At 75.7% G+C, this 12,332-nt stretch carries 9 protein-coding genes; 3 read left to right on the forward strand and 6 right to left on the reverse strand.

What is annotated here, in order from left to right; translation table 11 throughout:
• The first annotated feature begins 2 nt into the window (after window positions 1-2).
• A complete protein-coding gene (locus AB0N04_RS29220; RefSeq protein ID WP_360218682.1) occupies window positions 3-623 on the forward strand; it encodes a TetR/AcrR family transcriptional regulator in 621 nt (206 codons plus the stop codon).
• 163 nt (window positions 624-786) lie between these two features.
• Here AB0N04_RS29220 and AB0N04_RS29225 read toward each other — a convergent pair whose 3' ends face one another.
• Both AB0N04_RS29225 and AB0N04_RS29230 read right to left on the reverse strand, forming a co-directional pair.
• Window positions 787-2,175 carry a gluconate:H+ symporter gene (locus tag AB0N04_RS29225; RefSeq protein ID WP_360218679.1) on the reverse strand — a complete coding sequence of 463 codons (1,389 nt, stop codon included), beginning with the start codon at window positions 2,173-2,175 and terminating at the stop codon, window positions 787-789.
• Window positions 2,175-2,729, reverse strand: coding sequence for a gluconokinase (locus tag AB0N04_RS29230; RefSeq protein WP_360218676.1), 555 nt, complete (start codon window positions 2,727-2,729; stop codon window positions 2,175-2,177). Before AB0N04_RS29230 ends, AB0N04_RS29225 begins: the two co-directional genes overlap by 1 nt.
• A gap of 154 nt (window positions 2,730-2,883) precedes the next feature.
• Between AB0N04_RS29230 and AB0N04_RS29235 the strand changes: the two genes are divergently transcribed.
• The gene (locus AB0N04_RS29235; protein WP_360218673.1) at window positions 2,884-3,579 is read left to right on the forward strand and encodes an FCD domain-containing protein; all 696 of its coding nucleotides are present in this window, start codon (window positions 2,884-2,886) and stop codon (window positions 3,577-3,579) included.
• 205 nt (window positions 3,580-3,784) lie between these two features.
• The gene (locus tag AB0N04_RS29240) at window positions 3,785-4,138 is read left to right on the forward strand and encodes a hypothetical protein (protein WP_360218670.1); all 354 of its coding nucleotides are present in this window, start codon (window positions 3,785-3,787) and stop codon (window positions 4,136-4,138) included.
• Between the two features lie 52 nt (window positions 4,139-4,190).
• On the opposite strand, the gene AB0N04_RS29245 is transcribed toward AB0N04_RS29240, so the two are convergent.
• The 4 genes from AB0N04_RS29245 to AB0N04_RS29260 form a co-directional block, all read right to left on the reverse strand.
• Window positions 4,191-4,955 (reverse strand): metallophosphoesterase, encoded by a 765-nt coding sequence (locus tag AB0N04_RS29245; protein WP_360218667.1) that lies wholly within the window; start codon window positions 4,953-4,955, stop codon window positions 4,191-4,193.
• Between the two features lie 104 nt (window positions 4,956-5,059).
• Window positions 5,060-9,643 carry a hypothetical protein gene (locus AB0N04_RS29250; protein WP_360218664.1) on the reverse strand — a complete coding sequence of 1,528 codons (4,584 nt, stop codon included), beginning with the start codon at window positions 9,641-9,643 and terminating at the stop codon, window positions 5,060-5,062.
• Between the two features lie 37 nt (window positions 9,644-9,680).
• Window positions 9,681-10,556, reverse strand: coding sequence for a hypothetical protein (locus AB0N04_RS29255; protein WP_360218661.1), 876 nt, complete (start codon window positions 10,554-10,556; stop codon window positions 9,681-9,683).
• Window positions 10,557-10,701: 145 nt separating this feature from the next.
• Window positions 10,702-12,231 (reverse strand): hypothetical protein, encoded by a 1,530-nt coding sequence (locus AB0N04_RS29260; RefSeq protein ID WP_360218721.1) that lies wholly within the window; start codon window positions 12,229-12,231, stop codon window positions 10,702-10,704.
• Window positions 12,232-12,332: the final 101 nt, after the last annotated feature.

Here is a 12,332-nt window from a genome sequence, read left to right on the forward strand (position 1 = left end):
CTGTGAACCCGCCCCCCGTCGATGCCACCGCCCCCAAGCCGCCCCGCCGCCGCGTCCACACCCGGGCCCGGCTGCTGGCCGCGGCCGGCGAACTCTTCCTCACCGTCGGCTTCGCGCGGACGAGCATCGAGGACGTCTGCGCCGCAGCCGGATACACCCGCGGCGCCTTCTACTCGAACTTCGCCGGCAAGGAGGACCTGCTGCTGGCGCTCTTCGACGACCAGGCCACCGAGCGGATGGCCGAACTGGAGAAACTGGCCGCCGTCCGCGCCGCGCTCACCCCGGCCGAACGGGCCCGGGTGCTGGTCGAGGCGCTGCTGAGGGTCGAACCGGCGGAAACCGGGTGGATCCTGCTCTTCCTGGAGTTCCGGCTGGTCGCCGCCCGCAGCGAGGGGCTGGCGGAGCAGGTCGCCGCGCACGACCACGCCGTCTCCGCGGCGCTGGCCGAGGTGCTGGAGCGGGCGCTGCCGGAACTGGTGCCGCCCGGCGCCACCGCCCGGCAGGCCGCCGCCGTGATCCTGGCCGCGCGCGAGGGGCTGCTGGCCCGGACGGCGGCCGGCGGCGCGGTGGCCGACGACCTGCTGGACGCGACGGCGGCCGTGCTCGCCGGGCTGCTGGGCTGAGCCGGGCCCGGACCGCGACGCCGGGCCCCGACCGCGACGCCGGGCCCGCGACGCGCCCGGGGGCGGCACCCGTACGGTACGGGTGCCGCCCCCGGGCGGCGCTTCCTGCGCGAGCCGGTGCCCGGCCCCACGGCCGGGCACCGGACAGGCCCTGCGGACGGGCCTAGACGATCAGGCTGAGCGGCATGATCAGGGCGATCGCGACGACCGAGATCACCGTCTCCATCACGGACCAGGACTTCAGCGTCTGGCCGACGCTCATCCCGAAGTACTCCTTCACCAGCCAGAAGCCGGCGTCGTTGACGTGCGACAGGAAGAGCGAGCCGGCGCCGATCGCGAGCACCAGCAGGGCCGCGTGGGTCGAGGACATGTCCGCGGCGAGCGGGGCGACGATGCCGGCCGCGGTGATCGTGGCGACCGTGGCCGACCCGGTGGCCAGCCGGATCAGGACCGCGATCAGCCAGCCCAGCAGCAGCGCGGAGATGTGCCACTTGCTCGACCACTCGCTGACCGCGTTGCCGACGCCGACGTCGATCAGGGTCTGCTTGAAGCCGCCGCCCGCACCGACGATGAAGACTATGCCGGCGATCGGGCCGAGCGACCTGCCGACGGTCTCGGAGATCCGCGCCTTGTCGAACCCGGCCGCCCGGCCGAGGGTCAGCATGCCGAGCAGGGTCGCGGCGAGCAGTGCTATCAGCGGTGAGCCGACGAAGTCGAACACCCGCTGGACCATCGCCTTCGGGTCGTCGATCACCACGTCGGCGAGCGCCTTGCCGAGCATCAGCACGACCGGCAGCAGGATGGTGGCCAGCACCGCCCCGAAGGACGGCGTGCGCTCGGGCCGGGCCGTCTCCTCCGGCGCGGTGGCCTTCGGGATCTCCAACGGGCCCACCCAGCGCTCCGCGACCCGGGCGAACAGCGGGCCGGCGACGATCAGGGTCGGCACGGCGATCAGCAGACCGAGCGCCAGGGTGACCCCGAGGTCGGCCTTCAGCGCGTCGACGGCGACCAGCGGGCCCGGGTGCGGGGGCACCAGGCCGTGCAGCACCGAGAGCCCGGCCAGCGCGGGGATGCCGATCCGGATCAGCGGCACGTTGCCGCGGCGGGCGACCAGCAGCACGATCGGGATCAGCAGGACGACACCGACCTCGAAGAACAGCGGCAGGCCGAGGACGGCGGCGATCAGCGCCATCGCCCAGGGCAGCGCCCGGTTCCCGGACCGGGCCAGCACGGTGTCCGCGATGGTGTTGGCGCCGCCGGAGTCGGCGAGCAGCTTGCCGAGCATCGCGCCCAGGCCGATCAGCAGGCCGACGCCGGCCACCGTGGCGCCGAAGCCCGTGGAGAAACTGCTCAGCAGCTTGTCGAAGGGAACGCCCGCGACGGCGGCCAGCAGGCCCGAGCCGAGCGTCAGGGCGAGGAAGGGGTGCAGCTTCAGCCTGGTGATCAGCAGGACGATCGCACCGATGCTGAGCAGGACCGCCACCAGCAGCTGGGTGTCGCTGTCGGTGTGCGGCAGGGCCGGTGGGGCGGCCGCGAGGAGGGTGGGGGACATCACGCGAGGTCTCCATTGACCGGCCGCAGCAGCGCCACGGCCATCTCGACGAGTTCTTCTGGGGACGGTCCGACGTCCAGGACGGCGCCGTGCTCGTCGACGCCCAGGGGTTCGAGGGCGGCGTACTGCGATTCGAGCAGCGACGGCGGCATGAAGTGGCCGGTGCGGTGGACGAGCCGGTCCTCGACCAGCTCGTGACCACCGCTGAGGTGCAGGAAGAAGGCGCCCGGGCAGGCCGCGCGCAGGGTGTCGCGGTAGCGGTGCTTCAACGCCGAACAGGTGACCACGCCGCCGGTGCCGGCCCGGGCCCGCTCCCCCAGCCAGGCGCCGAGGGCCTGCAGCCAGGGGCCGCGGTCCTCGTCGTCCAGCGGGACGCCGGCCGACATCTTGGCGATGTTGGCCGGCGGGTGGAAGTCGTCCGCCTCCGCGTAGGGGAGGCCGAGGCGGTCGGCCAGGAGGCGGGCCAGGGTGGTCTTGCCGACACCGGAGACGCCCATCACCACGACGGTGAGGGGGCCTTCCGGGACGGCGTGGTTCTCGACGCTGAGAGCCATGGGTGGTGCTCCTTCGTTGCCTGGCCGTCACTATCGCCCCAAAGATATGACGTATTCAAGTCTCGGAAACCAAATCGTCATACTTTTGGGCTGTGGAGTGGGTCGCAGTGGAGGCGGCCGGGAGGAGGCCGGGGGCGGGCCCTAGGCTGGACGGATGGAGATCCAGGGACTGCCCGGCCGGCTGCTCGACGAACTCGGGCCGGCGATCGCGTCCGGGGAGATCCCCGAGGGCGCGGTACTGCGCGGCGAGGAACTCGAGGACCGCTTCGGCGTCTCCCGGACGGTCGTCCGGGAGGCGGTGCGGATCCTGGAGGGGATGCGCCTGGTGGCCTCCCGCCGACGGGTCGGCATCACCGTGCAGCCCAAGTCGGTCTGGGACGTCTTCGACCCGCTGGTGATCCGCTGGCGCCTCGCCGGCGCCGACCGCTCGGCCCAGCTGCGCTCCCTCGGCTCCCTGCGGGTCGCCGTCGAACCGGCCGCCGCCGCGCTCGCCGCGGCCCACGCGAGCGACGACGACCGGCGACGACTCAGCGCGCTCGCCGTCGAGTTGACCATGTCCGCCCGGGCCGCCGACCTGACCACCTTCCTCCGGCACGACATCGACTTCCACGCCACCGTGCTGCGCGCCTCCGGCAACGAGATGTTCGCCCACCTCGGCGACACCGTGGGGGCGGTGCTCACCGGGCGGACCGAGTACCATCTGATGCCCCATCAACCGGAGCCGTACGCGATCCGGTTGCACCGCGAGGTCGCGGAGGCGATCTGCGCGGGGGACGCCGTCCGGGCCGAGCAGGGGATGCGGACGATCGTGACCGGCGCGCTGGAGGAGCTCAACCAGCAACTGGGCTGAGCGCGGTCGACGGGCCGGGAGGTGCCGGGCCGCGGTACCCCGGCCGCGGGTGCCGGGTGAATCGGCCCGGATCACACGATTTGGCGGCAGTTCGGTCGATTCTGACGCGTAGTCCGGGTGCGACGGGGCAGAGTGTCGCGAGGGGGCGCGTTTCGTGTGCGCCCGTCCCGTGCCCGCCGCCGAGTCCGCGCCTGGGGGTCGCTCGATGTCCGTGCCACGCCGCCGTCGCCGCCTTCCCGACGAGGTGCGCGCCGCCGCCGTCCGGGCGGTGCTCTGCCTCTCCTTCACCCTGGTGGGGGTGATGGTCGCGACCCTGGCCTCGTACGCGGACAGCTGGCTGATGACGCCCGCGCTGATGGCGATGGGCCTCGGGGTGTTCGGCACCATGTGGTGCCTGCTGGAGATCCTGATCTCCCGCCAGGTCGCCGCCCAACGGCTGCGCGCACCGGGCTCCGCGTACCCGATGGCGGGCAGCCGCGCTCCCGACCCGCTCGCCCCCCGACCCCTCCCCCGGCCCGGCGGGCAGCCGCCGCAGCACCGGCCCCGGCTGCCCGCCTGAGGCCGGCGGGGCCCGGTCGTGCCTCGGAGCCCCTAGGTTCTGTCCGGCGGATCTACTCCTGGGGCACGACCCGGTAGTGGGTGGTCAGGGCGCGCTCGTCGCCCAGGACGTGGAAGGCCAGCATCGGCGGCTGGCCGAAGGAGATGCCGCGCCCGCCCTCGCAGGGCAGCGTGACGGTGGAGACCACGCCGGGGGCGACCAGCAGCGGCAGGCCGGCGAAGGAGGCCGCGGCCGCGGTGTGGGAGTGGCCGCAGAACAGCGCCGCCACCCGGGGGTGCCGGTGCAGCACCGCGGCCAGCCGCTCCTCCTCGAACTGCCGGATCCGGTCGACGGTCGGCAGGTGCAGCACGACGGGCGGGTGGTGGAAGGCCACCAGTGCCGGCAGATCGCTCCGCCCGGCGGTCAGTTCGGCGTCCAGCCAGTCCAGCGTCCGGTCGGTGAGCAGGCCGTCGTCCCGCTCGGGTATCGACGAGTCGAGCATCAGCACGTCCGCGCCGGGCAGCCGGTGCACCCGGTTGACCGGCTCCTCCGTCGGTGCCTCCCCGAGCAGCACCTCCCGGTAGGGGCCGCGCCGGTCGTGGTTGCCGGGGCAGATCAGCACCGGGTGCCGGGAGTCCAGCACCTCGACCACCTGCTGGTACTCGGCGGCCAGGCCGTGGTCGGCGAGGTCGCCGGTGACCAGCACGGCGTCCAGCGGGCCGGGCAGGGCGTCGAGGTACGCCATGACCTGCTCGGCCCGGCGCCTGGCCCGCCGGCCGCGGTCCCGACGGTGCTGCTGGCCGAGGTGGATGTCACTGAAGTGCGCGATCGTCAGCATGCCCGTCACGCTAGCCAGTTCGGGGCGGGGCCGGTACCGGGCCGGGGCGGCGCGGACCGGCCGCCGGGCCCGGGCGCCGCCGGGCCCGGACCGGTTCCGGCCGGTCAGGCCTGGGCCGGCACCTCCGCCGGGCGCTTGAACATCCGGGTGGCGGTGATCTCGCCGTGGACGGCCGGGCCGTCCGGGTCCTGCGGCGCGGGCAGGCCCGGGCGCAGGTGCTCCTCGACGGAGATGTACTTGAGGCCGGCCCGCAGGTCCGCGTCGTTGCGCAGCCGGATGACGAGCGGGAACTCGGCGAGCGCCGTGGTGTCGAACAGGCCGGTGGTGTAGATCAGCTGGACGCCGAGCGCGTCGGCCACCGCCCGCTGGAGCTCCAGCAGGTAGGTGGCGTTGGCGCGCCCGATCGGGTTGTCCAGGAAGAGCGTTCCGGCGTGCCGCAGCTGGGACTGGCCGCGGTCGTTGGCGCGCAGCGCCGCCATCGTGCAGTAGAGCGCGATGGCCGCGGTGAGCAGCTGGCCGCCGGAGAACACGTCGGACATCTGGCCGACGCCGACCCGCTCGGCGCGCAGCACCGCGTCGGGCTTGAGGATCTCGACGCTGACGCCCTTGGGGCCGATCGCCGCGGCGACCCCGCGCAGCAGCAGCGACATGCCGTCGCGGCGCAGGTCGCTGTTCTTCCTGACGGCCGCGCGGGTGGCCTCGTCGATGACCTCGCCGAGGCGCTCGACCAGGGTGGCGTGGTCCGGATCCTCGAAGCGGATCCGCAGGAACTCCTGGCCGGACCACTCGCCGAGGCCCTCGGGGAGGCGGGACAGCCGCTGGGCGGCGCGCAGGGTGGTGAGCGAGGACTCGACCAGGCCGCGCAGCCGGTCCACGATCGACCCGCGGTTGCGTTCCAGCTGGGCGAGTTCGTCGGTGAGCACCCGCAGCCGGGGCGCGAAGGCGGCGGCCCAGCTGGCGGCGTGCTCGGGCAGCGCAGCGGCGGGCAGTTCGCGGATCTGCTGGCGGGCGGGGGTGCGGACGGCCTCGTACCGGGCCGCGTTGGCGTGCCGGACGAGGGCGTCGGAGGCGTCGCGGACGGCGAGCTCGGCGGAGGACAGCTCGCCGGCCGCGGTGCGCAGGGCGCGGCGGGCCTCGGTGGCGGTGCTGCGGGCCTCGGGCAGCGAGCCGAGGTGCGGCTCGACGGGCCGGCCGTCGTCCTCCTGGTGCTCGCGCAGGCCGTCGCGCAGCTGGCCGGCGAGTTCGTCGAAGTCCGCGGCGGCGGCCTGGGCCGCGTCGAAGGTGCGCTGGAGGTCGGCGTGCGCGGTACGGGCTGCGTCCAGCGCCTCCCGGCGTTCGGCGAGCCGGCCGGTGGCGGTGCGCAGCAGGGCCTGGGCGTGCTCCGGGTCGGCGGGGACGAGGTCCTCGGGCAGTTCGGTGTGCGCCTCGCCGTCGGCGGGGGCGGAGCGCTCGGCCTCGCCGCGCAGCCGGCCGAGCTGCTCGCTGGCGGCGGCGGAGCGGGCCTCGATGGTGGCGACCAGGTCCTCGGCGCGGGCCGCGGCGGCCTGGCGGGCCGGTCCGTCGGCGCCGTCGGGGCTGCCGAGGAGCTCCTCGGCGCGGGTGCGGACCTTGTTGGTGAGGCGGTCGAGTTCGGTCGCGGCGGCGGCCTCGTCGCCCTCGGCGCGGGCCTGCTCGGCGCGCAGGTCGGCGCCGACGCCGACCTTCTCGTACAGCTGGGAGGCGGCGCGGTAGGCCTCGCGCAGGGCGGGCAGGGCGGCGGGCGCGGCATCGGCGGGCTCGTCGGTCTGCTCGGCCGCGGGGATCTCGGCGCGCTCGGCGCGCAGGGTCCGGGCGGTGCGCCGGGCGTCGTCGGCGGCGCGCTGGGCGGCGCGGCGGTCCTCGTCGCAGGTGCGGGCGCGCTCGGCGCAGACGGCCTGGCGGCGGTCGCACTCGGCGGCGTCCTCGGCGAGTTCGCGCTGGCGGCGGGCCCAGGTCGGGCGTTCGCGCAGCCGGAAGGCCAGGCCGGAGAGGGCGTCGGCGCGGCGCCGGGCGCGCTGGGCGCTCTCCCTGTGCTCCTCGTGGGCGGCGGCGGCGACGGCGTGGTCGGTCTCGGCCTCGTCGTGGTCGGTGCGCAGGGTGGCGAGGGCGGCGGCGGCCTGCTCGGCGTGCTCACGGGCGGCCCCGGCGGCGGCGGCGAGCTCGGCGAGGGTGCCGGGCGGGCAGGAGGCGTGCCAGGAGGCGAGGCGGGCGGCGAGGGCCCGGTCGGCGCCGAGGCGGGCGGCGAGTTCGCGGATGTGCTCCTCGCGGGCGCCGGCCCGGGCGCGCAGCTCGCGGCGCTCGCCGTCCGCGGCGGACTCGTCGTGCATGGCCGGGTTCGGCGGCACCAGGAAGAAGGCGGGCTGGTCGGTGATCGGGGCGATCAGCGAGGCCGCGGCGCCGACCGCGACGGTGGAGCGGGGCAGCAGGGCGGCGGCCTGCAGGGCCTCGCGGGCGCGCTCCAGCGAGCTCGGGTCGGTGACCACGACGCCGTCGACGAGTTCGGGCCGGGCGGCGAGGATCGCCTCGTGGTCGGCCGGGTCGACGGACTGGGCGAGGTAGCGCCAGCCGGGCAGGGCGGGGATGCCGTGCTCGGCGAGGTACTCGACGGTGGCCAGGACGTCCGGGCCGGGCGGCAGCAGGCCGCCGTCACCGAGGGCGGCGAGGATGCGGGAGTCGTCGGCGGCGGCGGTGCGCAGGTCGAACAGGGTGCGCTCGGCGGTGGCGATGGACTCGTCGAGGAGTTCGCGCAGGTACTCGGCGTTGCGGTCCAGGACGTCGGGGGTGAGGAAGCCGGCGTCCTCCTCGACGCCCGCGCCGTCCTCGTTCCACTCGGTGGGGGCGGGGGTCAGGGAGAGCAGGTCGGCGAGGCGCTGCTCGGTGGCGAGCAGGGCGGCGGTGCGCCGTTCGGCGGCGAGCGCCCGGTCGGCGGCCCGGCGGGCGTCCCCGGCGCGTTCGGCGGCGAGCTCGGCGCGGCCGGTGGCGGCGGCGGCCTCGCGCAGCCGGGTGGCGCCGGCCTCGGCGGCGGCGCGGGCCTGGGCGAGCGCGGCGCAGGCGGCCTTCTCGACGTCGGCGGCGTGCAGGGCGGCGCGGGCCGGATCGACGTCGCCGTCGGCGTCGATGAAGCCGGCCTCGACGGCGGCGGCGGTCTCCTGTTCGACCTCCGCGAGGCGCTGGCGCAGGTGCTCGGCCTCGCTGCGGGCCTTCTGGGCCGCGGTGGCGGCCTCGGTGGCGTCGGACTGGGCCTTGGCGCCGTCCTCCTGGAGCTCCCCGGCGCGCTGTTCCTCAGTGTCGGCGCGGCCTTCGGCGGCCGCGGCGGCGGCCTCCAGGGCGCGGGCCAGGGCGGTGGCGGCGCGGGCGCGGGCGGCGAGCGCGGGGGCGGCGTCGAGTTCGGCCTCGCGGATGGCGACGGCGACCCGGGCGACCCGGTCGGCCGCGGCGCGCTGGCGCAGCACGGCCTCGGCGGCCTGCCAGGCGGAGTGCAGGGTGCGGGCCTCGATGAGTTCGCGGCGCAGCGCGGCGGCCTCGGTGGTGGCCGCGGTGAGGCCCAGGGTGGCGTGCCGGTGGGTGAGTTCGGCGGTGATCAGGGTGTGCCGGGTGCGGTCGGCCTCGGCGGCGGTGACGGCGCCCGCGGCGGCGGCGACCTCGATGGCGAGGTCCTGGGCGCGGTCGCGTTCGGCGGCGGCGCGGGAGGTGAGCGCGTGGGCGAGGCGGCGGGTGCGGCGCTCGGCGGTGCGGTGCGCCTCCCGGACGGTCTCGCGGGCGCCGGTGGCCTCGACGATGCGTTCCAGGAGGTCCAGCGAGCCGGCGGTGAAGTCGCGTTCGGCGGTGAGTTCGGCGCGGCGGCCGAGCTTGGCGGCGAAGCCGTGGACGAGGTCGGCGAGGCCGTCGGTGTCGCGGGTGTCGGTGACGGCGCGCAGCAGCAGGTCGGTGAAGTCGCTGTCGTGCTTGACCGCGAAGAGGCCGGCGGCCTCGCCCTCGTCGGCGTTCATCTCGCGCTGGTAGCGGAAGAGTTCGGGGTCGAGGCCGAGCTCGCCGAGGTGTTCCGTCCAGCGGTCGTGGCCGTCCTCGAAGACCAGGTCGAGGTGGGGGTGGGCCTTGCCGGCCTCGGTGAGGGCGTCGCGGAAGCCCTTCATGGTGCGGCGGCGGCCGCGGACCTTCTGGTCACCGGCCAGGCTGACCCGTTCGGCGACCGGCAGCGAGTCCAGGGTGAGGCCCGGGCCGGGGCGGAAGGAGTACCAGGTCTCGGCGAACTTGCGCGGGTCGGAGGAGACCTGGCGGCCGCGCCACTCGCTGACCTTGCCGACCACGATCAACTCGCCGGTGACGGTGTGCTGCCACTCCAGGGCGACGTGGCCGCAGTCGTCGGCGAGCAGGAACTTGCGCAGCACGCCGGAGCTGGCGCCGCCGAGGGTGTTGCGGTGGCCGGGGAGCATGACCGAGAAGATCAGCTTGAGCAGGACGGACTTGCCGCCGCCGTTCTCCAGGAAGAGCACGCCGGCCGGGGCGGGGCGGCGGACCGGGCCGTCGGTGTCCTCGCCGAAGAGGCCGATCTGCTGGGGGGCCGGGTCGGCGACGGGCTCGCCGACGCCGCGCAGGTCGAGCACCGTGTCGGCGTATCGGGCGCCGGCCGGTCCGATCGAGTAGAGGCGGACCCGGTTGAGCTCGTACATGTGCGGCGGTTCTCCGTGAGGGTGGTGGGAGGGGGCGTCAGAGCGAGTGGAACGGCAGGCCGGCGTCGGCGACCAGCTCGTCGCCGGTGTCCGGGGGCAGCAGGCTGGCGGTGCCGTCGGAGACGGGGACGACGCCGAGGTCGAGCAGTTCGGCCATCGCCGCGCTGCCGGCCAGGTCGCGGACCTGGAGCTGGTAGCGGGCGGTGGTGCGGTAGGTGCCGCCGGCGTCGTCGGCGACCTTCTGCAGGAAGCCGGAGTCGACCAGGAACATCACGGCCTTGGCGACGATGCCGGTGGTCGAGCCGGAGAGCCGGCGGGCGTCCTTGGTGGCGCCGGTGGCGGTGCGCCGGGCCCACACCCGCCAGGCGGCCTCCAGGCCGGGGGCGTCGGACTGCGGGTCGGTGTTGGCGCCCTCCGCGTCGGCCTGCTCCTCGAGGCGGCGGCAGGCCTGGCGGACGAAGGCGTCGACGCCGTTGACGGTGATCCGGCCGAGGTAGCCGTCGTCGGCGAGGTCCTCGGGGCGGGGGAAGGCCATCGCGGCGACGGCGAGGTGGGCCAGGCCGTGCAGGAACCGGTCGGTGGACTCGGAGGCGGCGCGGCGCGAGTAGTCGCCCATCCGGACGGCGAACAGCGAGTCCTCGGCGGCGGCGACGGCCATGCCGGCGCGCGGCGAGACCTCCAGGACGACCAGGCCCATGCCGGTCGCGACGGCGTCGGCGAGCCGGGCGAACGGCGGGTCCTCGCGGTGGCGGCGGACGAGTTCGGCGTACTCGGCGTCGCGGGCGGGGAGCAGCTTGGCCTGCAGGCCGAAGGAGACCAGCCGGGCGGCGTCGGCGACGTCGGCGGGGGTGATCGGCGTGGGGGCCGCGGGTTCGGTCTCGGCCGCCCAGGACGTGTCGTGGTGGGTCGTCACGGGCGGTGCTCCTCGCGGGTGGTGCGTCGGGTACGGGCGGTGCATCGGGTTCGGGTGGTGCGTCGGGTTCCGGGACGGGGGGCCGTCGCCGGGGCGGTCCGGGGCGCGGGCGGCGGGGCCTGGGCGGTCGACGGGGGCCGGCCGCTCAGCCGGCGTCCTTGCGGTCGGCGGCCATGCCGGCCGCGTCCAGCAGTGCGCTGCCGACGATCAGGTCGGCGCCGCCGAACTCCTCGTCCTGCAGCGGGGTGCCGTCGTCCACGGCGAACAGCAGCCGCTCCTCGCCCTGGCGGTAGGCGGTGCCGACCGGTGGGCTGGCGGCGTGGACGGCGAGCAGGGCGACCAGGTAGGGCAGCTCGCGGTCCTGTTCGCGGGCCTCGGCGAGCAGGCCGGAGAGCCGGCGCGGGGCGTCGGCGGGCAGGTCCAGCAGGACCAGGGCCGCCTCCAGCTGGGCTTCGGAGAAGCGGCTGTCGTCCGGGGTGGCGACGAGGTCCGGGTCGGGCAGTTCGGCGCCGAGGTGCTCGCGCTCGACCGGCGGGGTGAGCAGCAGGTCGACCAGGTCGGCGACCCGGACGGAGGCGGGGGTGCGCAGGCCGGTGCCGCGGGCGAAGAAGGCGTCGGTGGGGCGGACGGCCTGTTCGAGCGGCAGCCGCAGCACGGGGGCGAGCAGCTGGCCGTAGAGGTCGATGCCGCTGCGGGCGCCCGGGGTGGCGAAGGCCTGCCGGTCCTGTTCGGCGCGGAACAGCGGGCCGGCCTCCAGCAGCCGGGTCTGCAGCTGGGTGTGGCGGCGGATGCAGTCCTTGACGATGTCGACGAGCTCGGCGGCGCGGCGCTTGTGCTCCGGCTCCTCGGCCTCGTCGCGGGCCTTGCGGATGTTGGTGAGAATCGCGTTCTCGTGCCGGTAGCGGTCGGCGATGTGGTCCAGCGCCTCGTCGATGAGGTCGGGGACGGCGCGCATCCAGTCGACGGCGCGGACGTTGCGGCGGGTGGCGTCGAGGGCGCGGCGCAGCGTCTCGGCGTACTGGACGGTGCGGTAGCGGGCCTGCTCGGCGGCGAGCTGGGCGTCGGCCAGCCGGCCGCGGCGGATCAGCACCTCCAGCTTGACCTCGGCGGCGATCTGGGCCGAGGTGACGTCGGTGTCGAGCGCGCCGACGAGGACGTTCACCGCCTCGTCGGTGGTGCGCAGGTAGACGCCGCCGTCGGGGCCGGGCACCTCCTCGATCAGCTTGAAGTCGTAGTCGCGCCGGACGTACTCGCCGTCCGCCCCGAAGGTGCCGTAGACGGCGCGGAAGCCGCGGTCCACGCTGCCGACGTTGATCAGCGACTCCAGCACCCAGCGGGCGACCCGCTCGTGCTCGGTGCCGGGCCGGCCGACGGCCTGGGCGGCGACCCTGGGCAGCAGCCGGGCGAGCACTATGTCGCGGTCGGCGCCGGTGTCGAAGTCCATGTGCAGGGTGACCAGGTCGATCGCGGCGAGGCCGACCTCGGCCATCGCGTAGCCGCCGTACTCGCCGGCCAGGTTGACCTTGCGGTTGTCCAGGTCGTGCAGCGGGGCGGTGCAGGCCAGCGCCTTGAGCCGGCGGGCCAGGCCCTCGTCGGCGGCGGGGCCGGGCGCGGGCCGGGCGGCGGCGGGCCCGGCGGGCGGCCGGGTGCCGTGCTCGGTGGGCGGGTCAGCGATGGCGGTCACGGTGGACAAGATTAGAGGTTCGCACCGACATCGACCGAAACGAGCCTTGCGGGCGGGCGCAGCGGCAGGCCACGGGTGGCGCGCAGAGCCAA

This window comes from Kitasatospora sp. NPDC051702 (assembly GCF_040681575.1).
Classification (GTDB): domain Bacteria; phylum Actinomycetota; class Actinomycetes; order Streptomycetales; family Streptomycetaceae; genus Kitasatospora.

Excerpts from the sequence above, each read along its gene's own strand:
- AB0N04_RS29225 (WP_360218679.1), bottom strand. The coding sequence starts at position 2,175 with ATGTCCCCCACCCTCCTCGCGGCCGCCCCACCGGCCCTGCCGCACACC.
- AB0N04_RS29250 (WP_360218664.1), bottom strand. The coding sequence starts at position 9,643 with ATGTACGAGCTCAACCGGGTCCGCCTCTACTCGATCGGACCGGCCGGC.
- AB0N04_RS29245 (WP_360218667.1), bottom strand. The coding sequence starts at position 4,955 with ATGCTGACGATCGCGCACTTCAGTGACATCCACCTCGGCCAGCAGCAC.
- AB0N04_RS29230 (WP_360218676.1), bottom strand. The coding sequence starts at position 2,729 with ATGGCTCTCAGCGTCGAGAACCACGCCGTCCCGGAAGGCCCCCTCACC.
- AB0N04_RS29235 (WP_360218673.1), top strand. The coding sequence starts at position 2,884 with ATGGAGATCCAGGGACTGCCCGGCCGGCTGCTCGACGAACTCGGGCCG.
- AB0N04_RS29240 (WP_360218670.1), top strand. The coding sequence starts at position 3,785 with ATGTCCGTGCCACGCCGCCGTCGCCGCCTTCCCGACGAGGTGCGCGCC.